This window comes from Lysinibacillus sp. UBA6686 (genome assembly GCF_002455205.1).
Lineage (GTDB): Bacteria > Bacillota > Bacilli > Bacillales_A > Planococcaceae > Lysinibacillus > Lysinibacillus pakistanensis.
The window spans coordinates 56,502-80,362 of sequence record NZ_DKJS01000041.1 but is presented as its reverse complement, the minus strand read 5'-3'; the positions used below and the strand labels follow the sequence as shown (position 1 = coordinate 80,362).

The window sequence follows — 23,861 nt, the reverse complement described above, 5'->3', positions numbered from 1 at the left end:
TGTTTTCATGCTAGCTATCCATTAGTGTATTTTGTTTGAGATATTCCTTTTGTAAAGCCTTTTTCTGCATAGTTGCATTGAGAACTCCACCAAAAATCAATATAATACCTGTGAAATATAACCAGAGCATCAAAATAATAACTCCACCAATACTTCCATATGTAGCAGAATAATTTGCAAAATTACTAATATAAAACGAGAAAGCATACGTTACAGCTAACCAAGAAAAGGTTGAAAACAAGGCTCCTGGCCAAACGCTCATTAACCTCAAGCGCGGACTTGTATTAGGAACAAATCTGTAGATTGCCATTAATACAAGAAAAATTAAAAGAGGTGGCATCGACCATCGTAACCTATGCCATATTGTTTCAAACTGCTCCTCAATACCAACAATGGAAAATAGGAAATGTCCAATTTGCTGTCCAAATACAGGTAATAAAAGTGCTACAGCGAATACAAAAACAAGGGCTATCGTGAAAATAAGAGACAGTCCTCGATCCAGTATACTCCCCCTACTCTCTTCTGTCTCATAAGCCTTATTTAACGCTCGAATCAATGCATTAATGCCTTTGGAGGCAGACCATAATGTACCCAATACCCCAATGGATAATAAACTACTATTACGATTGTTTAAAATTTCGTTTAATGTATTCTCGATCAGTCTATATACTTCATCTGGCATGACATTCACTAAAAACGAATACACCTGCGTCGTTTCTAAATTTAAATATGGTAGTAAAGTGACTAGGAAAATCAGTAGTGGGAAGAAAGATAGTAAAAAGAAATAAGCCAACTGGGCAGCAAGAGCTGATATTTCAACCCGTTGTAAGCGTAGTAATAAATCTTGCAGAAAGCCCCTAGAGGTTGTCATATCTACACTATCCTCATCTGGCTTAACAAATGATTTCACCACACCAATTGCTGTATGTATGGATGTTTTATTCTTTTCCATACAATTCCCCTCCTATCAGACAAGCTATTCTTTATGAGGTAAAGAAAAGGCTGATTTTGTATCATTTATCATTTCCTGAATTGTGGAAGGTAGCTCTTTAAATTCATCCACTTTTTCAGCTATTGTGTTGACATTTTCTGATACACTTTCACAAAGTACTTTTGCTGCCAATACCTTTTCCTCAACTAAAACCTGTAATTCATCGCGATTAGCCGCATAATACGAAATTGCTTCCTTCATCTTTTGTGTAGAAGCTATTGTTTTTTCGCGAGTAGTACGATCCAGCATACTTAACGCAGCACCAACTACCGCACCTGTTACAACAGAAATTAATAATTTACTTTGACCCATAATAAAAACCCCCTGCGTTTGTGTAAATGTATATTCCCTAAAATTTCTTCAGTAAACAATAAACAAGCTTATAGCCATTATCTATAGTTGATTTTCGTTCCCACTAAGCATTTTCCATAGATACATTCAGCTTCATAATCACCTTTTCCTAATCCTTAGAGCCAATAAACGACTTACTGCCCTTATTCTACCCAATAATAGTCTATTTTTAAAGCAATGCCCAAATACAGTGTTGACATTTTTTTTATTCAATGAAATGATATGTGCGAGGATGACGAAAGGAAGGTTTCAAAAATGGATTTATCGGTACCGTCAAAAGAGAACGTTATTTATATGGTTGACCAAATGAAAGACAAGCTACGTATGGTAAATGTTGATGCCATGAAATCAGAAAACTTTGATGAAGCAAATTACGAAGACTTAGTTTATTTATACGAAATGGTGATGAAACGGGAATCCTTTAGCCCAAGTGAGATGCAGGCAATTGTTGCTGAATTAGGATCGTTACGCAAATAATAATTTTTAGAGAGAAAAAGCTATTAGCAAAGGATCAAAGCCTTTTGCCAATAGCTTTTTTCTATTGTGTATTTTTAGCTGCAGAACCATCCTCAGTAACAAGGGGTTGTATTAACACTTCAACACGACGGTTTTTCGCACGACCCTCAGAAGTGTCATTTGGAGCGATGGCTTTATATTCACCTTCCCCTTTCGCACTAAAATATCTTGGGTCTAAGTTCGCATTACTTCCTACTATAATCTTCAAGAAGTTTACTGCACGCATAACCGATAATTCCCAGTTTGAGGCAAATTCAACACTTGATTGTGGTACATTATCTGTATGTCCTGTGATTAAAATGCTACGTGCTGGATCTGATACTAATACATCAGCAAGCTCTTTTGCAATCGGTTTATATTCTGGTTTAATGGTTGCTTTACCTGAATCGAATAGAATACTATCACGAATTGTTACAAGCAGACCTTCATCCGTCATTTCTGTTGCAAATTGACCTTCCATCTCATGAACAGCAATAAAATTTTCAACACTATCTTTAATTTGAGCTAGCTCCTGCTGATCCTTTAAATAGGCTGAATTCTGCTGTATTTGTTGTGGCGTTTTATCACTTTCTGCATTCGGAGTCTCTACTGGTGAAGGCTGCTCTAAAAAGCTTGTACCGCCATCAAATACCTGATTAAAAACTGCTGACATTCTTTGCAATTTATCTTGATCTATGGAACTAGATGCAAATAGTATAATAAACACAGCTAACAGCAATGTTAAAATATCTGCATATGGTACTAACCAAGACTCATCAATATGCTCATCATGCTTTTTTTTCTTAGCTTTCTTTGCCAAGGCCACCCGCCCCGCTTTCACTCGAAATTTGACGACGTTCTTCCATCGTTAAATAAGAAGCAAGTTTTTGTTCAATAACACGTGGAGCCTCCCCCTCTAAAACCGAAAGAATCCCCTCAATCATCATTCTTTTTTGTTTAACTTCTACAGCAGATTTACGTTTAAGCTTATTTGCAAATGGATGCCATAAAACATAACCTGTAAAAATACCTAATAATGTAGCCATAAAGGCAGCCGAAATAGCGTGTCCCAATTTATCGATATCATTCATATCTCCTAATGCGGCGATTAACCCTACTACCGCACCAAGTACCCCTAAAGTCGGGGCATATGTACCTGCTTGAGTAAAAATTGCAGAACCACTAGCATGACGTTCTTCCATTGCTTCAACCTCTTCCGTTAAAACATCACGGATATAGTCAGCATTTTGCCCATCAATTGCTAATGTAAGCCCATTTTTCAAAAATGGATCTTCAATCTCTGAAGCCTTACTTTCGAGTGCCAATAATCCTTCACGACGAGCTAAATCTGCCCATTGTGAAAACATCTTAATAATCTCTATATCATCCGCTAATTTAGTTTCTTTAAAAAGAATTTTAAATAGCTTTGGTACTCGCTTCAATTCCTTCATAGGGAAGGCGATTGTTACAGCGGAAATAGTACCGAAGATGATAATTAGAATGGCTGCTGGGTTATAAAATGCACTTAAGCTTACTCCCTTTAGCACCATTCCTGTTAATAATGCTATAAAAGCAATTATTAACCCTACAATCGACGATATATCCATTCTAGAACCTCCAAATCTACTATTAATGTTATTTTCGTCTATTTTCCATATTTTTAAATATATAATATAGTATAAATGTATTTCACTAATTTTTCGATGTAATAAATGCTTTTTATTCACTTTAAAGCCATATTTGATTATATTGAATTAAGAATAGTACACTAAATTGTCTTTATTAGGAAGGAGTTAAGAATTTGTTATCATCTTTTAACACAAAATTACTAAAATATGCCGAATTAGCTGTGAAAGTAGGAGTAAATATCCAAAAAAATCAGTACCTCTATATAAGCTGTTCGACCGATAATTTAAAACTAGCGCAAATAATTACTAAATCAGCATATAAAAATGGTGCAAAACAGGTATTTGTAGATTTATCTAACGATGAGCTCGTACGTACTCGCTACGAAAAGGCCCCAAAAGACTCATTTGATTTTTTCCCACCATGGAAGGTGCAGGAGCGTGAGTGGCTTGCAAAGAACGGGGCTGCCTTTTTAAGCATTACTTCTCATAATCCCGACTTATTAAAGGGTATCGAGCACGAAAGAATCATGAATTTCCAAAAAGCCTCAGGAAAAGCATTAGCTAATTATTATAGTTGGTTACAGGCAGATAAATTCAGTTGGACAGTTATTGCCGCTCCCTCAAAACAATGGGCAGCAAAGGTATTTCCTCATTTGTCAGAAGACCAACAAATGAATGCTCTATGGGAAGCGATTTTTGACGCTACACGTATCAATCTCGAGGATCCAGTTGCTGCTTGGCTAGAGCATGATCAGCAATTACATAGCAAAGCTGATTATCTAACTAGCAAACAATTTAAAGCATTACACTATTTGGCGCCAGGGACAGATTTGACGATTGCCTTACCGTCAAAACATGTATGGACGGGCGGAAGTAGCGAAAACATACAAGGGCAAACTTTTATGGCAAATATGCCGACAGAGGAAATTTTTACTGCACCTCTTAAAACAGGTGTAAACGGTTATGTATCAAGCACTAAGCCTTTGAGCTATGGCGGAAATATTATTAATAATTTCAAGCTAACATTCAAGGATGGCCGAATTGTTGACATAGTAGCTGAGCAGGGCCAGGAAATTTTAACCTCTCTTATCGAAACAGATGAGGGTGCACGTTATCTTGGTGAAATAGCGTTAGTGGCACACCAATCACCTATTTCACAATCTGGTTTATTATTTTACAATACATTATTCGATGAAAATGCCTCTAATCATTTAGCCATAGGTAATGCCTATGCCTTTTGCATTGAGGGTGGCAAAGAAATGTCCTCTGAAGAATTACTTGCAAAGGGACTTAATCATAGTTTGACACATGTGGACTTTATGATTGGCTCTGAGCAAATGAATATAGAAGGAATCACTAAGGACGACCAAAAAGAACCTATTTTCCGCAATGGTAATTGGGCAATTTAAGTGATTCATTCCTACTAATTTTTTTCTAGGTAAGGTATGTTATTGATGTCATAAATTATCCTTAGATTTTCCTAGTAACCTATTGTATAATTAATTTAGATAATATACTTGATTATTTCTAGTAAGGAGGAACTTTTATCATGTTTTTAACGACTGTACTAGGCTTTTCAGCCGTTTTATTAATCGCTACAGGATTCTTCATCCATTATCTACAAGTTGGTTTAGATTCTAAATCTTCAGTAACTGTAGATCCAAAACCAAAAGAAAAGTATTAATGTTATAAAAACAGCTACATTCTAGTAGCTGTTTTTTTATGAACGTTTCTTTCGAATCGCTAAATAATTTACTAAACTTCTTTCTTTTTCGTAAAAATTGCGTGAATATTGTCATTATTATTTGCATATTTAAAGATTTGCTCTAAAATATTTTTGTAGGGAAGGGAGCAAACTTTCATGACAATGTTACAAGATATTCTAAAATTTAATGTAGATTTTGTTCAAGAAAAAAAATATGAGCCTTTTATTACAACTAAGTATCCTGATAAACGCATCGTTGTCTTATCTTGTATGGATACTCGTCTTGTTGAGCTATTACCTAAAGCGATGAATTTACGAAATGGTGATGTAAAAATTGTTAAAAGTGCAGGCGCATTAGTTAGTCATCCTTTTGGTGCAATTATGCGTAGTTTACTTGTAGCGGTTTATGAGCTACAAGCAGATGAGGTGTACGTTGTTGGGCATTATGACTGTGGTATGAGTGCAGTTGATCCTGAAGCAATGCTTAGCAAAATGGTGAATCGCGGAATTAGCCCAGAAACTATCAAGATGATGGAATACTCTGGTCTAGATTTAAAGGAATTTTTACGAGGCTTTGGCGACGTAGCGACAAGTGTAAAGAAAAGTGTTGATACTATTCGCAATCACCCATTAATGGTGAAGGATGTTCCTGTCCATGGATTAGTCATTGATCCAAATACAGGTCGACTTGATTTAATCGAAGATGGTAGTCTTTATCAAGGCTAAACACCATTTTCACATCCAAATAAAGGATTAATAGTCAATGCAGATAAAAAGAGTCTATCCTTCATTGTTTGAAAGATAGACTCTCTTTTATTCATCCTCTAAACAGGCATACATGTAATGATCTACCCACTGACCATTGATGTACAAAAGCTTCCTTAACAATCCTTCACGTTGAAATCCTGATTTTTCTAAAACTCGAATAGAAGCATTATTTTGTGTTGACACATAGGCCTCTACACGATGTAAGCCTATTTGGTCAAACGCAAAACGTACGACCATTTTAACAGCCTCTGTTACAATCCCTTTCCCAATATAAATCTCATCCATCGCATAGCCAACAAAAGCACTTGAGTAAGGTAATCGTTTGACTGCGTAAAGCGCAATATGCCCAATTAGATTATTAGTACCTAGCTCGTAAATACCAAAAGTAAATTCTCTTTTTGAATCCATTAAGTATAGACTTTCTTGAATTTTTTTATATTGAGCATCAACTGTATAATATTCAGGTCGTTGTAACGGCTCGTATGTAGACCAAAAGTATTTATTACGGCTTACGAGACCAGTTAAACTTTGTGCATCTTTTTCTTGGAATGTGCGAATGTAGCATTTCTCTCCTCGAATTGATACCACATTTCCACCCTTTTTCCTTAATAAATTCCAAATTTTAAGCACCATTTCTCCACACTAGCCTTCCGATAATTGTCTTACTTGGACCATGCTTCACTCAAAAATAAGTTAGTCACTTTATTGTATGTAAAAAAAGATGCTGCTACAACTAAAACAGCTCGTATTGTTTGCACAGCATCTTACCCTCATTATTTTGTTTTCTTCTTATTTTTCGATTGACCATTTAGTGTTTCAAGGCTTGAAGATTCCTCATCTTCTAACTGAGCCTTTTCTAAAACATTTGTTACATGAAGCCCCCGCTTTTGTGCTTCGCGTTCAATATGCGCAATAGTTTCTTGTAGCACCTGCACACGTGCATATTTTTTATCGTCCCCTGCAACTAAAATCCATGGCGCATTCTTTTTGTCTGTTTTCTCAAACATATCATTCGCTGCTTCTACATACTGAGGCGACTTTTCGCGATTACGCCAATCTTCTTCTGTTAATTTCCAAGACTTATAAGGGTTTTGCTCACGTTCAGTAAAACGTTTGAGCTGCTCTTCATCTGAGACATGAAGCCAAAACTTAATAATTATGTAATCCCCTGCTGTTAAGATCTTTTCAAAGTTATTAATTTCCTCATAAGCTCGAGACCATTCATTCTTTGTTGCAAAGCCTTCAATTCGTTCCACTAAAACTCGTCCATACCAAGAACGATCGAAAATAGCGATTTGTCCATGCTGTGGAAGCTTTCTCCAAAATCGCTGTAAATAGTTGTAGCGTAGTTCATGGGGCTGAGGAGCAGAAATCGGATGTACCACATAGCCTCGCGGATCAACACGTTCAATTAGACGTTTGATGGCCCCTCCCTTACCTGCTGCATCCATACCTTCAAATACTAAAATCAGCCCAATTTTATTTTTTAATAAAAATTGTTGTGCATTTAACATTTCATATTGGAGTACTTTTAATTTCTTTTTATACATTTTTTTATCGAGTTCAATAGATAAATCTAAATCGGTTAAATTTTGAGCCATTAAATTTCACTCCTTCTATTTGGATTAATCCTATTGTACTAAAGAAACATTTAGATGCCTATACAAATGGTAAATTGTAGATAATTTCAGCAAAACAACGCGATACATTGTTGGGAATTTCCGTTATAATGGGAAGAGTGCAGTCCTATACTTATTTGTCTTTTCCCTATACAATTTAATATGAAGGGAGAGGAAAACATGCCTCAATTTTTTTTGATGACAATCACTTATATTGTCTCAGTCATCCTAACCTTTTCATCCTTTTTCATGCAAATAAATGGTCAATCTTCGTTAGACATCTCTAATCGTTTTCCTGTTGTATTTGCACCTTTTAATGTTAGTCATGTAATTTGGATCGTCATTTATATGTTACTTGGTTATTGGTTAGTCATGAATTTTAAAAAGACAACAATTAAACAGACTGTTCTTTTTAGCAGCATATGTATATTGCAGATTTCCACGGTAATCGTGTGGCATCAGGAGTTATTTATCGCATCTCTTGGCAGTACATTACTTTTAGTCTTCTGTTTGTTTTCGCTGTACAATACATATCCTCTTTGCGACAAGTCATTGACAGGACGCATCCCTTTCTCTATTTACTATGCATGGTCGACATTTATGTTGATGACAGATACAAGCTTTACATTAACAGCTTATGGATGGAACGGCTTTGGTCTTAGCAATCCTCTATGGGCAGTCATCTTATTGACAATTGGTGTTGCCATCGCATTACATATGCGCTTCCATCATTTCGATATTATGTATCCATCTGTTTTTATTTGGGCTTATATTGGAATCGCGTTACATAATGGTTTAGAAGAGCTACTTGTAACAACAGCTGCATTATTTTTATGTGGTGTACTATTAGTCGGTATACTTTTCATAAAAAAGAATCCTGCCCCCCAAAAATAATTGGGTAGCAGGATTTTTATTATGCCTCATCTAATGAAGTTAGAATAATTGGTTTGTCTTTTGTCACAATGATCGAATGTTCAATTTGGGCAACAAGTGATTTATCTGGTGTAACAAATGTCCAGCCATCACCAGCTTCAACAATATGCTCTGCCTTTGCTGAGATAAAAGGCTCAACCGCAAGTACCATGCCCTCTTTCATAATGGTAGAATCCCATGCATCATAATAGTTTAAAATATGATTTGGCTCATCATGTAAGGAACGACCTAAGCCATGACCTGTTAGGTTCATAATCACCGTTAAGTCATTGGCATATGCTTCACGCTCAACTGCTTTTCCAATTTGATTTAATTTTGACCCAGCTTTTACTTTTGTCATTGCGCGATCGAAGGCACTTTTTGCCACACGACATAGTTTTTCTTTATCCTCATAGCCTACACCCACGACAAATGAAATTCCTGTATCTGCAAAGTAGCCATTTAAAGAACCAGAAACATCAATATTAACAATGTCTCCCTCTTGAATTACGCGTTTTCCGGGAATACCGTGAGCTACTTCCTCGTTGACACTGATACATGTATATCCTGGGAAGTCATATTCTCCTTTAGGTCCAGAAATCGCACCTGCCTCAGTAAACATACGACCGGCAATTTCATCGAGTTCAAGTGTTGTTACACCAGGTTTTGTCGCAGCCTTCATTGCTTCACGAATTTCGGCACAAATACGACCGATTTTTTTAAAGGCTTCAATCTCTTCTTGTGTTTTTACAATCATTTATAACGTCCCTTTCATCTAATATCTACACTTTAATATAACATAACTTGTTTGACATAAAACGCTAAACGCTTTAAATATTGTATGCCCTCATAAATTGCAAAGTGCTGAAATGTAACAATATTTCTACAGCGAGTAAAATTTATAATAGCCAAATCTAAATACCAAAAACCCTCCACTACTGTGAAGGGTAGAGTATTTATGATTTTCGTTGCATTAATTGTGGTGCTGCTGTAAATAATAGAACACCGACAATGGCAGTTAAAACTGTTGCTGGTAACATATATGTTCCATTATAAATAATTGAATAAATCCATGCATTTTGATCGCCAGCATACTCTGAGAAAAATACCGCGCCTGCAATAGTATGTGCTGCATAGCGTAAAAAACCTGCCAATACAGTTCCTACAATAATATATAGTGCCATTTTCGTTTTGTTTAGATTATTTGCAGCCTCAAGCACTGGTCGACGAACAATTGCTACCAAGCCGACTACCGTAAAGGCAACGCCATAATCGAGTAAGCCCTGAAGCCAATGTACAATTGTAGGACCAAACATTGTTTGCATAGCACCAATAAGAAAGCCCGTTGTCAGTCCAGGCAAAAGCCCCCAACGGAAGGCTATTAAAATTATTGGTACCATCACTAGACTAACAGAGCCACCTTGTGCCCATACTTTAAAGGAAATCTGATCTAGCACAAGACCAATTGCTGCAAATATCGCAATCTCCACAAGCATTAAAAGTCTTTTTTTGTCCATTTTATTCTCTCCTTTGTTCCGATGTAGGATACAAGAGCAGGAATAGAAATCAAATTACTTTTTGACTCTATCTGGCAAAAAAAAACAATGCCAGGACAGAGCCTCACATCGTACAAGTGTCGGTTTCTATCCACATCCCTACGCAAGTGTTAACTTACAGGTTCAAAGAGTGAAGGCATTACGTGCCTAGTCTCAGCTGACATCATCAGCTCCCCTTGTGGTCGTTACATCTTTTTTATTTGAACAACCTCATTGTACGCAAATACGGATATGATTACAACTCTAATTTCACAATATTTTTTGAAACTTTGCTGTTTTTCATGCGTAAATATTAAAAAAGGAGGTACAACTATGGAGAACCAAAAAATTTTATCTGCCTTTAGTTATCTTAGCGTCTTTTTCGCACCCTTTATTGTGCCGTTAATTGTTTACTTTGTTTCTAAAGATAGTGATGTAAAAAGACACTCTATTCGAGCACTTATTTCGCATTTAATCCCAGTTGTATTTGGTATCATCTTCTTTGCTGTTTTTGTCTTCTCAACTATATCCTTTAACACTTTTGACCCAGGATCAGGTAGTAATACATTTATAATCGTTTGGTTTGCATCATTTGCCATTTACTTACTCGTCTCATTAGGGATTGTTATTTGGAATATCGTGCAAGCTGTTCGTGTTATTCGTTAATGTTTCATTTCTAACATAAAAAGGTAGAACTAATAGTAAAAGGAGCTGTTATTTTATGAAAGTATCTAAAGTTGTCAAAACCGCCGTAAAATTAGCACCTATCATTATACCCATTGTAAAAAAAGTAATTGCCGCGAAGAAAGGAGCCCCTTATTCTTCCAAAGACAGCTATAAAAAATAATACCCCTAAACTCATTTTAAGGTAAATATCTAAATTAAAAATCTGCTCTCTTTTACTGGTAAGCGTCATTCCAATCCCTTAGGATTTGAAACGCTTACTTTTTTATGGCAGATTTTTTTATGCCTCAAATAACTGCATTCTTATACTTGGTATAGCAGATTTATATTAAAATAGGGTTTAGCACTACAGATGAGGGGTTGTTTAAAATAAATAGCGAAAAACAATTAATGAGCTTGGTTAATGCAGCACAGGTTCTAACTTCAACACTCGATATTAACCAAGTATTAGAAAAACTGATGAGTGAGGTGCTCCATGTAATTGAAGGTGCTGATGCAGGGGTATTGTTTATGTTGAATACAGAAACTAATCGTCTTGTTGCCAAGCATGCCATTGGCTATGACCTGGCTTATTTAAAAAAGATTCACCTTGCCTCAAATGAAGGGATGACTGGAAAGGTATTTTCCCAAAAACAAGCATTTAGATTCCACTCTAGCAGCGATGTTACAGAAAGCATGGCGGATTTATTTCCACAGTATGAAGAAAACTATACAAAAGCAGTTGGTGATTTTACTTACCCCAAAAGTGCTGTTTGTGCTCCACTTCTTGATAAAAGTAACTCATGCATAGGGGTATTAACAATCGTCAATTTTTCAGGAGACACACAGTTTGAAAATAGCGATTTAACGATGTTACAAGCATTTGCAAACCAATCCTCTATTGCGATAGAAAATGCAAAATTATTTACTCAAAACGAACGCTCAAAGCGCATTTATAATGCTTTAACACGGGTTTCCTTAACACGGGGTCGACTAAGCGATATGATTGATACGCTTGCATCATTACTTGGCCAGTCTGTAGCTATTATGACAGATTTTTACGATTTACTTATCGCATCTTCGCCTACAGCTAAGTTTGCTACTGACATTTTAAAAGAACAAAAATCAATGCATCTTGATAAAGTTGTACAGCAATGTGAACGACATCAAGTATACATACCAATCAAAGATGAAACGTATGTAAGTTATTTGTTTCCTATTCATACAGAGCGAGGTGTTATAGGAGTACTATTAATCGTTATGAATCATCATTTACAGATGGACCCTTTAGATTTATTTGCAGTGGAGCAGGCAAGTGCACTATTTGCCTTACAGTTAGCAGAGGAGGAAAAGGAGCTAGAAAATTCCTTTAAATATGATGGATATTTGCTACAACAGCTTTTAAGCTCAAATTTCAATGCCTTTTATAAACGTCAAGAAGCTCATCAAACTTCTCATTACTTATGTGCTACTCTACAACTTGATGGGAGTACATATCATGTTGCTCAAACAAAAAGAATNNCTATATCGTTTAACTCGCTTATTTTCCTTACCAGTTTTTATCTCGGAGCATGATTTGCACTATCATTTTTTATTTATGAACAATTTGCGAGTTTCAGTCGAACAGTTTAAAGAGCGTATTCAATATTTTTTTGTACTCCTCGAAAAGGACTCGACAAAGTACAATTCACTCTCGTTTATAGTTGGTCTCGGAAGACACTTTGACACAATTGAAAACATTTTCAGTTCATATCGGGACTCCACAAAGTGTATTGACTATTTGCAGACACTAGAACAGGCACCATTCATCATATCCTATGATAAGCTTGGACCTTATACACTTTTTTTAAATAATGACCCACAGGAAATGGCTGAGTATGTAGGACTGAAGCTTGGTCCAATTATTGAATATGATAATCAACATAAAACCGATTTGTTATATACACTAAAGCTATTTTTTGAACATAATCAAAATCGAAAAAAAACCGCCGAGGCTTGCTTTGTACACCTAAACACCATTAAATATAGACTCCAGACGATTTTTTCATTAATAGAGATTGACGAGCAAAATGGCAAAACTATGTTCGAATTAAATCTTGCTATCTATATGTTTTCATACTTACAAAATATAAAATTAGCCAAAACAGACAAAGGATAGGTCTTATCTTTGTCTGTTTTCACATAGTATTTTCATAGTATTCATTGTTATACTAAACCCTACTTGTTGAATTTTCTGAATATTTTTATTAAGCAGGAGGGCTGTCTAGGTATGGAAATATGGAGTTTATTTACAATTATTGCATCACTGGCTTTATTAATATTTTTAGCATTACGTGGCTTCAGTATCATTATTATTGCCCCAGTAGCCAGTTTAATCGTCATCATTTTAAATCAAATGCCTATTTTAGAGTCATTACAAGGCAACTATATGAGCGGGTTTATAAATTTTATGAAAAACTACTACCTCATCTTCTTATTTGCCGCAATTTTCGGAAAATTTATGGAGGAAAGTGGTGCTGCACGTTCAATAGCTGAAAAACTTTTAAATATTATGGGTCGTCATAGTAAATTTAACGCGCTAATGGCAGTCGTAATCATTTGTGCTTTTTTAACATTAGGTGGCATTAATACATACGTCGTAATTTTCGCCATTTTACCTATTGCTAAACCATTATTTAAGGCTATGAATATACCTTGGCATTTATTTACGGGAGCATTTTTCTTTGGAATGGCAACATTTACAATGACCATGCTACCTGGTTCACCATCTGTACAAAATATCATTCCAACAAAATATCTAGATACAACAGCTACTGCAGCACCTGTTGTTGGGATTGTTGCTACAATCACCATCATTCTTTTTAATTGCTTCTATTTAAAAAGACAATTATCTAAAACAGAGGCACGTGGTGAAACATATGAAAATATGAAAAATCCTGAAAAACAAGATTCAAAAGCATTTGAGGCAAGTGTGAGAAGATATCCGCCATTTGTCTTAAGTATTTTACCACCCATCTTCTTAATTGTTACGTTAAACGTTTTTAAGGTTGATATCCTTTATACATTGATGCTTACTGTGCTTCTCTCTATTATAATTTTTTGGAAATTTATAGACAACAAACTCCAAGCAATTAATGTGGGTGCAACAAATACCGTTCTACCAATTGTCAATACAAGCGCTGATGTCGGGTACGGTACAGTTATTGCAGCAACTGCAGGCTTTGGTGTAATTACAGAAATGCTTGCCAATATACCTGGAAGTCCTTTAATTTCTCTTTATGTCGCTATTGCAGCACTTGCAGGGATTACAGGTACTGCCTCTGGTGGACTTGGAATTGCAATGGAAACACTTGCTCAGACCTATTTAGATTTAGGGGTTGATCCAGAGGCACTTCATCGCGTTGCGACAATTGCCTCCGGTAGTTTAGATTCATTACCGCACAATGGTGCCGTTATTACGGTATTGGCTGTTATAGGATTAACACATAAAGATGCCTACAAACATATATTTTTTGTTTCAGTAATTGGGCCCATTATTGCAGCAATACCGGCATTAATTACTGCGATCATACTTTATTCTTAGGTTAATACGCTCGATTATTAATTAAACAGTAGGAGATGAACAAACATGAAAGTCTCACTTTTCGCAACATGTTTAGTAGATATGTTTCAAACAAATGTGGGCAAAGCAACTGTAGAACTTCTAGAACATCTTGGCTGTGAAGTCATTTTTCCAAAGGAACAAATTTGCTGTGGACAACCTGCCTATAACTCAGGGTATGTTAATGAAGCAAAGGAAGCCATGAAAAATATGATAAAAGCATTTGATGATGCTGAATATGTCGTCTGCCCTTCTGGTTCCTGTGCTTATATGTTCCGAGAATATGAAAAAGTTTTTGTGAATGATGTTGAATGGGCTTCTCGTGCAAAGCAATTAGCTGAAAAAACGTATGAGTTAACACAATTTATCGTAGAGGTTCTTGGTATAACAGATGTGGGTGCTAGCTTCAACGGAAATGTGACCTATCACATGTCATGCCATATGACACGTTTACTTGGTGTAAAAAGCGCACCTTTAATATTACTAGAAAATGTTAAAGGCTTAACATATACTGAGCTTCCTAATAAAACAACTTGCTGTGGTTTTGGTGGAACTTTCTCTGTAAAAATGACACCAATTTCTGAGCAAATGGTTGATGAAAAGGTACAGCATATCATTGAAACTGGTGCCACTTATTTAGTTGGTGCGGATGAAGGCTGTTTAATGAATATTCGTGGACGTGCAGAACGATTAGGTGCCCGTATACAGGTACTTCATATAGCTGAAATTTTGAATTCTCGAAAAGCGGAGGTGCATACATCATGCCAATGAAGGTCGGTAACGAATCATTTAATAATCGTGTTGGTGAAGGCATTCAAAATACTTTTATGCGCAGTGCCGTTTCGGGTGCACAAGATCGTTTGGAAACAAATCGTCAATTAGCTACTGAGGAGCTTGGTCATTGGGAGGAGTGGCGTTCTCTTGGTGAAGAGATCCGTCAGCATGTACTTGCAAATCTTGATTATTATTTAACGGAGTTAAGTGAAAAAGTTGCTGCACGAGGTGGGCATGTTTTCTTTGCGACTACTGCAGAGGAAGCCCAAGCTTATATTGCTAATGTTGCAAAGGAAAAGGAGGCTAAAAAAATTGTCAAATCAAAATCGATGGTAACAGAGGAAATAGACTTAAATCATTATTTAGAAGAGCATGTTGGCTGTCAGGTTGTTGAAACTGATTTAGGGGAATATATTTTACAACTAGATAATGATTTACCCTCACATATCGTGGCACCCGCCTTACATCGAAAGAAAGAACAGGTGCAGGAAAGCTTCCAATTTCATCACCAATATGAAGGCTCTGAACGTCCTGAGGAGCTAACAAAGCATGCCCGTAAAATGCTGCGTGATGATTATTTATCAGCTGATATCGGCATTACGGGTTGTAACTTTGCGGTGGCTGAAACTGGTTCTGTTTGCATCGTAACAAATGAAGGAAATGCTGACTTATCAACAGCACTACCAAAAACACAAATTACCGTAATGGGGATGGAAAGACTTGTCCCAACATTTGAAGAGCTCGAAGTACTAGTCAATATGCTAACAAGAAGTGCAGTGGGCCAAAAGCTTCCTAGTTATGTAACTGTTTTAAGTGGTCCTCGTCAAGATGGTGATGTAGATGGGCCAGAAGAGTTTCATTTAGTTATTGTTGATAATGGAAGGTCTGAAATTTTAGGTAGTGAATTTCAAGCAATCTTACAATGTATTCGCTGTGGTGCATGCGCTAATATTTGTCCTGTTTATCGACATGTAGGTGGTCATTCATACGGTTCAATATACTCCGGACCAGTTGGGGCAGTCTTATCTCCTTTGCTGGGTGGCTACGATGACTATAAGGAGCTACCATTTGCTTCAACACTTTGTGGTGCTTGCACAGACGTTTGCCCCGTAAAAATTCCGTTACATGAATTATTGCATAAGCATCGACAAACCATTGTAGAAAAAGAAGGTCGTGCCCCTATATCAGAGCGCTTCCTTATGTCTATTTTCGGAATTGGTTCCTCATCAAGTGGTATGTATAAATTCGGATCTAAGGTTGCATCGAGTGTTTTAAAGCCATTAACAAAAAATGACCAATTATCTAAAGGCATTGGTCCATTAAAAAGTTGGACAACTATTCGTGAATTCCCTGCACCTAAAAAAGAGCGCTTCCGTGACTGGTTCGAAAATAGACAAAAAGGAGATGAGTGAGGAATGGTAGGCAAAATTCAAAATCGTGAGATATTTATTCGTCAATTATCCTCTAGACTTCAACGATTATCTACTCCTGTGCATGTAGAGCGTCCTCAGTGGCGGTATACACCACAACATAAAACATTACAAAACTTATCTCAGGATGAGCTGTTGGTCACATTACAAAAACAATGCACACGTATCAATACGAACTGCGTCGTCACATCCTCTACTGATTTAGCTATGGCACTGGAAAAAGTCATTGACGATTATGATGGTGGGCCAATTATGACTTGGCAGGATGAACGATTTGACGCTTTTGGTCTGACAGAGCTTTTTTCAAATACATTACCTCAAAAACAAATCGAACTACATACTTGGGACCCAACAATCGGCAGAGATAATATAGCACTAGTAGAGAAGGCCAATATAGGAATTACAATTAGTGATATTACACTTGCGGAATCCGGTACAGCTGTACTTTTTAGCAATCCACATCATGGTCGTACTGTGAGTTTCTTACCTACCAAGTCTATTATCCTAATACCCAAAAGCTCGATTGTGCCTCGAATGACACAGGCAGCTATACAAATTCGGGAGCGTCTACAAAATGGAGAAACTCTCGCCTCTTGTGTTAATTTTATTTCTGGTCCTAGTAATTCTGCTGATATTGAAATGATTTTAGTCGTTGGTGTTCATGGTCCAATTTACATGACCTATATCATTATCGATGATTTATAGAATCCATTTCGCCTTGACGTAATTGTAGCTGCCGCTGCCGCTACGCTTTCGATATAAAAAACATTTGCTAAATGAAGATAAAAAAAGAGGCGTATCGTTTTACGCCTCTACTTCACTTCAAAATAAGTTTGACTATGACCATTCATTGTTTTTTCAACATGTAACACAGCTGGCATTGTAGCTTTTAACTCTGCAACGTGAGAAATAACGCCAATCATACGTCCAGAATCCTGTAAATCAATCAGTGTATCAATTGCTTTATTTAAGGCTTCTTCATCAAGTGATCCGAAGCCCTCATCGATAAACATTGTTTCAATATGAATATTCCCCTGAAAGCTTTGAATGACATCTGCCATACCAAGAGCAAGACTTAATGATGCATTGAACTTTTCTCCACCTGATAATGTTTTCACATCGCGTAATTGATCTGTATAGGCATCATAAACATCTAGCCCTAGACCACTTTGCTTAGCATGCTTTTCTAATCGATCAGAACGTCGAAGCTCAAATTGTCCATTGGATAAATGCTGTAAACGTACATTTGCTGCCTCTGTGATTTTATCTAAATAGTTGATTTGGATATAACGCTCAAAGGATAACTTTTTCGTATTCTGACCATTTAACATGGCATAGAGTTCTTTCACTCGTCCTGCTTCTTTTTCAAGTAAACGAATCTCTTGTGCTGTTTCTTCGATTTTTTCAACAAAGTCTTCACATGCTTTTGCAAATCCTTTCATTTGCTGTAACACTTTAAACGCTTCCTCATATGTTACACGGTATATCTCTAGCTTTTCTTCCATTAACGCTAAATCTTGCTTTTCCTTTCCTTGAAGATGTTTAGCTCCTTCAGTAATTTGTACCTGCATTGTGTGTACTTGTAGCGTATAATCACTACAAGCCTTCCGTAAAGCCTCTACTTGGAACTCACTACGCTTCGCAGCGGCAAATTCTTCAAAATTTTCAAAGCCTGCGATTTTCATACTTTCTGAAAATTGCTCACGCCTTTCATCCATTTTCTGCTTGAATTCCTCGAAAGCCTGTTTGGTTATTTCAACAGCCTTTTTAGCACCGTTTACCGCTTCCTTGGCAGTTTGTAGGCTTTGTTGGCTGGTATGCCAAGCAGTTTGTAATACAACCTTCTGTGAAGCGATAGCCGCAATTGCCTGCTTTAACGCCTGTAATGTCTTAATATTTTCAGGGATATGCTTTTGCTGTTCCTCCACAATTGCCCGTTGCTTTGTTAATTCCTGCATCTGGTCAGCTAAATATCGCTCTAACTTTATGTGCTTTTCTTGTAGCAACTCCAGACTTCCACGTTGTTGCTTTTGTTTCAAGCGTACACCAACTAATTGTTGATTCACTATTTTTAAAAAGGTAATTTGTTGCTCTATATATTGTAAGGAGGCTACTATTTGCGCTTGATTAGTTTGATCGATATGATTAGTCTCCAGCTGCGCTAGTGCCTCTTGTAAAAGCTGCTTAGTGGAGTTCAATAAAGCTTCTTTCTCCAAAAACTTACGCTCATTAGTTGTTGCCTTGACCCGTAAAGCTTCCACCTGGGTTAACTCAATACTCTCCAATTGTTCTAAATGTGTTTTGAGGTGTGTTGTACTACCGCAAACTGGGCAAGGCTCCCCATCTTTAAGCTGCCGAGCTAAGATACTTGCTTGGTTAGTAATCCATTGCTGTTCTAGCTTTTGAAGAGCTTGTTTACTTTCTTGGTTACGGACATTAGTAGTCATTACATCCTGCTCAATTGTCTCAACTGCTTTTGTATACTTTTCAACTTGCGCTAGTAATGATACTTGTTCCTTTAGCTTGGGCAGTTGCTCTAAATAACTTTCATATGGTTCTAGCTGTTTTTCATATTGCTCAATTGTTGTTGTTAATTGCTGTAATTGCAGTTGTTCTTTTTCCAGCAATGCAACATTATCTGCTAGTGACCGTTTGGCTGTAACGACATATTGCTCAGCTAGTTGCATTTGCTGAAGATTATGCTCATACGCCTCAAATTTCGGTAATAATGCTTGGAGCTGTATTTCTTGCTGTAGTATGCGTTGTCGTTCAGGCTCTTTTGCCTCTTCAGCGTTAAACTTTTCTTGTGCAACTATCAGCTGAGCCTCTGCATTTTGCTGTTCCATCAACGCTTGTTGATAGGATTGTTCTTTTCTATTTAACTCATTGCGTAGATCGATACATTGTTGCTCAACTAACACTAGCCGTTCTGCTTTCTCTGCCAAAGCAATCTCACGTTCCTTAACAGTATATACATCCTGTTCTTGTAGCAATGCTTGCAGTTGGTTTTGACGTTTGGATTGCTCTTCAAATTGTTCATTCAGTGTTTTTGCCATACTATAATATTCTTGTTCTTTTTGATGATGAGCATAGGCCTCCTCATAGCGCTGTTGCTCTACTTGAATACATTCAATATAATAGGCATGTTCCTCTTCCAGTGCCTTTTTTACTTGATGCATGTTTTCGGTATTATCATTTATACAAGTAAATAAAAAAGAAGGTCGCTGTGGTAAGGCTCCTGCAATTTGACCAAGTAAATGCTTCTTTAATTGTTGAGCTCGTAGTAAATCACTCTCTGCTTCTTTTCGTTTGGCATCTAGTTTTTTAGTCATTGCACCGAAGCGATCTGTTTTAAATATTTTACGTAATATAACCTCTTTGTTTGTAGAATCAGAGGTTAATAGCTTGCGAAACTCTCCTTGTGGCAGCATGACAATTTGGCTAAACTGGTCCTTTGTCAGACCTATTATTTCCTGTAGCTTTTTATCTACCTCAAGTGTTTGCTGCTTTTCTACAATACCAAAATCAAGTTTACCTTCTTTGACTTCAGCCAATTCAATTTTCTTACCTGTAACACTTTTATTTTTTACTTTGATATGGCCAGGCTGACGTAAAACATGATAAATCCTGCCATCCATTTCAAAAGTGAGCTCTACCGCAGTATAAATATCATCCTCTGCGAAACCACTTCGTAGCATTGCTGTATCCTGACGATCCTCACCGCTACCTGATCCATATAGCGCATAACAAATAGCATCGAAAATAGTCGTTTTGCCAGCACCTGTTTTACCAGAAATCGCAAATAAACGATGGTCACCAAGCTGTTGAAAATCAATTATTTCTGTGTTTTTATATGGACCGAATGCAGTAATTGTTAACTTCAATGGCTTCATTTTACTGTTTCTCGCTCCTCATCTAATAATTCCTGAAGCATCTCTGTAAAAAGACGCTCTGTATCCTGATCTGGCTGTACACCAATGATATCTGTAAAAAATGAACGGAATAAATCAATGTCATCTACCTTCTCGGACTCGACTGCTTGAATTTCATGTAGTATTTCTGGGCGCATGACTTTCCGTTCGATATGCATTGCATGAGGAAATACTGTACGAATACGCTCCATCGGTGAAGCCACTGGTGTCGTATCAGTTAAACGGACAAATACATAATCTTCATTTGGCGGTAATGCTAATAAATCATCCATCAAGCCCTCTACTATACGTAAATCTCGCCTTGGTAGAAGCTTTCGTTTTGTAACAGTAATATCTCCCTGTGCATCTAGTTCAACGATTAAAAAGCCCTTCTCATGTAAATGCTCAGACAATGAATATTTCAATGGAGAGCCAGCATAGCGAATTTTTTCATTCAACACAAAATGTGCTTTATGTAAATGGCCAAGTGCCGTGTAATGAAAAGGCTTAAATAACGCCGCATCTATACAATCAGAGCCACCTATTGATAGCGGGCGCTCTGAATCACTCGTATTCGCTTCCTCCTCACCATACTTTGTTACAAAGGCATGTCCTACAAACACATGACGCTTTCTTGGATCTAAGCCCTGCCCAATGTGGTCAATAATTTTTTGCATCGCATCTTGGTGAGAACGAATTGTATCATCTTCTAAAATTGTACGAACTGACGAAGGCTCCGCATATGGCACAAGATGAAAATGTACATCACCAAAATCATCCGCTACAATAATTGGAGCATGATCCTTCGTAAATTGACCCTTCATATGTAATCCACTATCACGCATTAGACTACTGCCAAAATTCAATCGACCTGCACTATCATGGTTCCCGGCAACCGCCAACACTGGAATTTTCTTTTCAAGCACAATCTCTGCTAAAATATCATTCAGTAAATTAACGGCCTCTATAGGGGGCATTGAACGGTCATATAAATCACCTGCTATAATGATAACGTCAGGCTTTTCTTCATCAATGGCTTGCATAAATTGCTGTAAAATATAGCGCTGATCCTCCGTCATATAGACTCCCTGTACGAGCTTTCCCAAATGCCAATCTGCTGTATGAAATATTTTCATTCTTTGCGCCTCCAATCTATCTTCATTTTATCACGACTGTTAGAATGTTTGATTTACCTTTTATTAGCATTGTTTTATCCTTTATTTCTCCACTTTTATTCATTGATTTGAAAGTTTTATCCGTTACCACATGAAAAAAAGAGCATCTCTATCGATACCCTTTTATTTTTATTAAATTGCTCTCGCCTTTTCTATAAATGCTGCATAACCGATAAATCCTTGTATAGTACGTGCAATAGAATCAGGTTTCTTCTTCTCTTCTCTTATTGGCATAGACTTTGTTTGTTTTTCTAAGATGTCATTAAATGAAATAGGATGAGGCTTAGGCAACTCAATGGCGGAAATCGTTAATGCATCGCCTCCACTATATTCATATAGAAATGCATTGGCCATTTGACGATAGCCCTCAAAATTTGGGTGTACATCAGAAATATTCGGTAAAAAGCTTGTAGCATTTAAGCCAAAAGCATCAAACACATTTACATAAACTGCTCCAGCCTGTTCAGCCTGCTGTTGTAAAATTGTATTTAGCTTTATTAGCTGTCTATTTGTGCCTTCTTTTTGCGTAGCATGCACATTAGGATATGCAAAATAATAGCCCATTACATAGACTTTTGCTTTAGGTGCCCTTACCTTCAATTCCTCTAAAATATCTACCATATTTTTTCTGGCGATATTTAATGCATAATCTGTTTGTAGCTGTGAAAAGGCTAATGTACCAGCTGTTGGATTGACCTGAACAAGACGCAGTAAATCGTTGGCACCTGCCGAAATTGTAATGAGCGTAGCATCTGCTAAAAGGTCACTTGCTTCCTTAGATTTTATCCGTTTCAGTACATCTGTTGTTGTAAAGCCTGGGAAAGCAAGCTCCTTGGTAAAGTTACTTAATTGCCCAGTCATGCCCAACCTCATGGCAATAAAATCACTATAGCCGTGATCAATCTCTTGATAGGGTGTTTGACCGGCTGCCAAGGAATCTCCAATAGCCACGTAATTTTCACTTTGAGCAAAGGCAGATGAAGCACCAAATATCATTGTATTTATAACTATAATAAGACTTAGTAAACGCTTCATCTGCTCAACCCCTTCCCCTTATATCAACAGAATTTAAAAAGCCCAGCTACCTTTGCGGAAAATTGGCTCCACAGTACCATCTGGTAAAATACCGTCAATATCCATCTCTCCACTGCCAATCATAAAATCCTCATGTGTGACAGAAATATTTGCACCTAAAGCCTCAAGCTGTCCACTTTCTAAATCTCTGCCACCTTCTAGGCAAGTTGGATACGCCTCACCGATGGCTAAATGGTTGGATGCATTTTCATCAAATAAAGTATTAAAATATAAAATCTCAGAAGCTGAAATTGGAGACTCATGTGGTACTAGCGCTACTTCACCTAAATAGCATGAGCCCTCATCTACCTGTATAAGCTCCTGTAATAAATCATGACCTACCTGTGCCTCGGCCTTGATAATTTTTCCTTCTTCAAATGTTAGTTTAAAGCCATCAATAATATTACCTTGGTATACTAATGGCTTTGTATTGCTCACATAGCCATTTACACCTTGTTTTAATGGTAACGTATATACCTCTTCTGTCGGCATATTTGCAATAAAGACCGTATCATCTGGTGTTTTACTACCTCCAGTAAGCCATTTATGCTGCGGAGCTAATGCAATTGTTAAATCAGTACCTGGTGCTGTATAGTGAAGCTTTGCGTATTTTTTACGATTAAGTAAAGCAGCACGAGACTCTAAATTGGCAACATGTTCGCGCCAATTTTCAACTGCATTGCCCTCGCCAATATGAACCGTTTTAAAAATTGCCTCCCATAGAGCTGGCACCTGTTCCTCAGTTGATAAATTCGGAAAAACCTTCGCGGCCCATTTCGGTGATGGAACTGCAACGATAGACCATGCGATTAAATCCTTCATAACCGCATTGCGATAATTTTTCAGTGCTGCTCCTGATACTTTTTGATGTGTTGCAAGACGCTCGGCTGGAATACCTGTTAATTTATCTGGATCTGCAGCATCAATCCATAATAAAGCACCCTTGCGTTCAATTAGCTCATCACGCATCTTCACTACCCATTCAGGGAAACGATTGAATTCTTCCTCTGAGGCATGCTCGAAATAAGCTCGATCCATTACATCATCAGAAAAATTTACGTGAACACGTCCTGCTCCAGCCTTATAAGCCTCTTTCACTACTAAGCGCGCAAAATCGAGTGCTTCTACTGAAGTATTCACTAATAAGTATTGCCCTGGCTGGATATTAACACCAACTTTTACTGCAAGCTCTGCATATGCTTGTAATTTTTCTTCAAACGTCATATTCA

General features: G+C 37.1%; 25 protein-coding genes and 1 riboswitch. Of the genes, 13 read left to right on the top strand and 12 right to left on the bottom strand.

The annotated features are described in order from the left end of the window. Nucleotides 1-10: 10 nt before the first annotated feature. Nucleotides 11-952 (bottom strand): YihY/virulence factor BrkB family protein, encoded by a 942-nt coding sequence (locus tag B2R82_RS10585; protein WP_286924816.1) that lies wholly within the window; start codon nucleotides 950-952, stop codon nucleotides 11-13. A gap of 24 nt (nucleotides 953-976) precedes the next feature. Then, a complete protein-coding gene (locus B2R82_RS10580) occupies nucleotides 977-1,303 on the bottom strand; it encodes a YtxH domain-containing protein (protein ID WP_286924815.1) in 327 nt (108 codons plus the stop codon). 294 nt (nucleotides 1,304-1,597) lie between these two features. On the opposite strand from B2R82_RS10580, the gene B2R82_RS10575 reads away from it, so the two are divergent. Continuing rightward, nucleotides 1,598-1,819, top strand: a complete 222-nt coding sequence (locus B2R82_RS10575; RefSeq protein WP_283869628.1) for a DUF1128 domain-containing protein — start codon at nucleotides 1,598-1,600, stop codon at nucleotides 1,817-1,819. A 61-nt stretch (nucleotides 1,820-1,880) separates the two neighbouring features. On the opposite strand, the gene motB is transcribed toward B2R82_RS10575, so the two are convergent. Together motB and motA are read right to left on the bottom strand one after the other, a co-directional pair. Further along, entirely contained in the window at nucleotides 1,881-2,657 is a 777-nt protein-coding gene (gene motB, locus B2R82_RS10570; RefSeq protein ID WP_286924814.1) for a flagellar motor protein MotB, read from the bottom strand. Further along, nucleotides 2,641-3,444 carry a flagellar motor stator protein MotA gene (motA, locus tag B2R82_RS10565; RefSeq protein WP_286924813.1) on the bottom strand — a complete coding sequence of 268 codons (804 nt, stop codon included), beginning with the start codon at nucleotides 3,442-3,444 and terminating at the stop codon, nucleotides 2,641-2,643. The genes motB and motA overlap by 17 nt, the downstream gene beginning before the upstream one ends. A 194-nt stretch (nucleotides 3,445-3,638) precedes the next feature. Between motA and B2R82_RS10560 the strand changes: the two genes are divergently transcribed. The 3 genes from B2R82_RS10560 (at nucleotide 3,639) to B2R82_RS10550 (ending at nucleotide 5,896) form a co-directional block, all read left to right on the top strand. Next, nucleotides 3,639-4,874 carry an aminopeptidase gene (locus tag B2R82_RS10560; RefSeq protein ID WP_286924812.1) on the top strand — a complete coding sequence of 412 codons (1,236 nt, stop codon included), beginning with the start codon at nucleotides 3,639-3,641 and terminating at the stop codon, nucleotides 4,872-4,874. Nucleotides 4,875-5,014: 140 nt separating this feature from the next. After that, entirely contained in the window at nucleotides 5,015-5,149 is a 135-nt protein-coding gene (locus B2R82_RS10555; RefSeq protein WP_283869632.1) for a hypothetical protein, read from the top strand. A 177-nt stretch (nucleotides 5,150-5,326) separates the two neighbouring features. Further along, nucleotides 5,327-5,896, top strand: a complete 570-nt coding sequence (locus B2R82_RS10550) for a beta-class carbonic anhydrase (RefSeq protein WP_054771975.1) — start codon at nucleotides 5,327-5,329, stop codon at nucleotides 5,894-5,896. A gap of 87 nt (nucleotides 5,897-5,983) precedes the next feature. Here the strand turns inward: B2R82_RS10550 and B2R82_RS10545 are convergent, their stop codons facing one another. Together B2R82_RS10545 and B2R82_RS10540 are read right to left on the bottom strand one after the other, a co-directional pair. Next, entirely contained in the window at nucleotides 5,984-6,571 is a 588-nt protein-coding gene (locus B2R82_RS10545; protein WP_286924811.1) for a GNAT family N-acetyltransferase, read from the bottom strand. Between the two features lie 140 nt (nucleotides 6,572-6,711). Further along, a complete protein-coding gene (locus B2R82_RS10540; protein WP_286924810.1) occupies nucleotides 6,712-7,539 on the bottom strand; it encodes a polyphosphate kinase 2 family protein in 828 nt (275 codons plus the stop codon). A gap of 198 nt (nucleotides 7,540-7,737) precedes the next feature. Here B2R82_RS10540 and B2R82_RS10535 point away from each other — a divergent pair, with 198 nt between their 5' ends. Then, complete coding sequence (locus B2R82_RS10535; protein WP_286924809.1) at nucleotides 7,738-8,451, top strand: hypothetical protein; 714 nt, start codon at nucleotides 7,738-7,740, stop codon at nucleotides 8,449-8,451. Nucleotides 8,452-8,470: 19 nt separating this feature from the next. Here B2R82_RS10535 and map read toward each other — a convergent pair whose 3' ends face one another. Both map and thiT read right to left on the bottom strand, forming a co-directional pair. After that, nucleotides 8,471-9,226 carry a type I methionyl aminopeptidase gene (map, locus tag B2R82_RS10530; RefSeq protein WP_286924808.1) on the bottom strand — a complete coding sequence of 252 codons (756 nt, stop codon included), beginning with the start codon at nucleotides 9,224-9,226 and terminating at the stop codon, nucleotides 8,471-8,473. Between the two features lie 199 nt (nucleotides 9,227-9,425). After that, the gene (gene thiT / locus B2R82_RS10525) at nucleotides 9,426-9,986 is read right to left on the bottom strand and encodes an energy-coupled thiamine transporter ThiT (protein WP_286924807.1); all 561 of its coding nucleotides are present in this window, start codon (nucleotides 9,984-9,986) and stop codon (nucleotides 9,426-9,428) included. Between the two features lie 118 nt (nucleotides 9,987-10,104). After that, a riboswitch (TPP riboswitch) is annotated at nucleotides 10,105-10,212 on the bottom strand. Nucleotides 10,213-10,337: 125 nt separating this feature from the next. Here thiT and B2R82_RS10520 point away from each other — a divergent pair. The 8 genes from B2R82_RS10520 (at nucleotide 10,338) to B2R82_RS10485 (ending at nucleotide 17,177) form a co-directional block, all read left to right on the top strand. Next, a complete protein-coding gene (locus tag B2R82_RS10520; RefSeq protein WP_286924806.1) occupies nucleotides 10,338-10,670 on the top strand; it encodes a DUF4870 domain-containing protein in 333 nt (110 codons plus the stop codon). A gap of 55 nt (nucleotides 10,671-10,725) precedes the next feature. Beyond that, nucleotides 10,726-10,851: a hypothetical protein gene (locus tag B2R82_RS10515; protein WP_286924805.1), complete on the top strand. Its 126-nt coding sequence runs from the start codon at nucleotides 10,726-10,728 to the stop codon at nucleotides 10,849-10,851. Nucleotides 10,852-11,078: 227 nt separating this feature from the next. Then, nucleotides 11,079-12,242: a GAF domain-containing protein gene (locus tag B2R82_RS10510; protein ID WP_286924804.1), complete on the top strand. Its 1,164-nt coding sequence runs from the start codon at nucleotides 11,079-11,081 to the stop codon at nucleotides 12,240-12,242. Nucleotides 12,243-12,264: 22 nt separating this feature from the next. After that, entirely contained in the window at nucleotides 12,265-12,825 is a 561-nt protein-coding gene (locus B2R82_RS10505; protein ID WP_286924803.1) for a PucR family transcriptional regulator, read from the top strand. Nucleotides 12,826-12,936: 111 nt separating this feature from the next. Next, nucleotides 12,937-14,250 carry a GntP family permease gene (locus tag B2R82_RS10500; protein ID WP_286924802.1) on the top strand — a complete coding sequence of 438 codons (1,314 nt, stop codon included), beginning with the start codon at nucleotides 12,937-12,939 and terminating at the stop codon, nucleotides 14,248-14,250. 45 nt (nucleotides 14,251-14,295) lie between these two features. Further along, a complete protein-coding gene (locus B2R82_RS10495; RefSeq protein ID WP_286924801.1) occupies nucleotides 14,296-15,039 on the top strand; it encodes a (Fe-S)-binding protein in 744 nt (247 codons plus the stop codon). After that, nucleotides 15,030-16,454 (top strand): LutB/LldF family L-lactate oxidation iron-sulfur protein, encoded by a 1,425-nt coding sequence (locus tag B2R82_RS10490; RefSeq protein ID WP_286924800.1) that lies wholly within the window; start codon nucleotides 15,030-15,032, stop codon nucleotides 16,452-16,454. The genes B2R82_RS10495 and B2R82_RS10490 overlap by 10 nt, the downstream gene beginning before the upstream one ends. Before the next feature lie 3 nt (nucleotides 16,455-16,457). Then, nucleotides 16,458-17,177 (top strand): LutC/YkgG family protein, encoded by a 720-nt coding sequence (locus tag B2R82_RS10485; RefSeq protein WP_286924799.1) that lies wholly within the window; start codon nucleotides 16,458-16,460, stop codon nucleotides 17,175-17,177. A gap of 107 nt (nucleotides 17,178-17,284) precedes the next feature. Here the strand turns inward: B2R82_RS10485 and B2R82_RS10480 are convergent, their stop codons facing one another. The 4 genes from B2R82_RS10480 to B2R82_RS10465 all read right to left on the bottom strand — a co-directional run bounded on the left by B2R82_RS10480 (nucleotide 17,285) and on the right by B2R82_RS10465 (nucleotide 23,856). Then, nucleotides 17,285-20,365, bottom strand: a complete 3,081-nt coding sequence (locus B2R82_RS10480) for an AAA family ATPase (RefSeq protein WP_286924798.1) — start codon at nucleotides 20,363-20,365, stop codon at nucleotides 17,285-17,287. Then, nucleotides 20,362-21,519, bottom strand: coding sequence for an exonuclease SbcCD subunit D (locus tag B2R82_RS10475; protein ID WP_286924797.1), 1,158 nt, complete (start codon nucleotides 21,517-21,519; stop codon nucleotides 20,362-20,364). Before B2R82_RS10475 ends, B2R82_RS10480 begins: the two co-directional genes overlap by 4 nt. Before the next feature lie 171 nt (nucleotides 21,520-21,690). After that, nucleotides 21,691-22,593: an SGNH/GDSL hydrolase family protein gene (locus tag B2R82_RS10470; RefSeq protein WP_286924796.1), complete on the bottom strand. Its 903-nt coding sequence runs from the start codon at nucleotides 22,591-22,593 to the stop codon at nucleotides 21,691-21,693. 33 nt (nucleotides 22,594-22,626) lie between these two features. Continuing rightward, the gene (locus B2R82_RS10465) at nucleotides 22,627-23,856 is read right to left on the bottom strand and encodes an aminopeptidase (protein ID WP_286924795.1); all 1,230 of its coding nucleotides are present in this window, start codon (nucleotides 23,854-23,856) and stop codon (nucleotides 22,627-22,629) included. Nucleotides 23,857-23,861 lie beyond the last annotated feature (5 nt).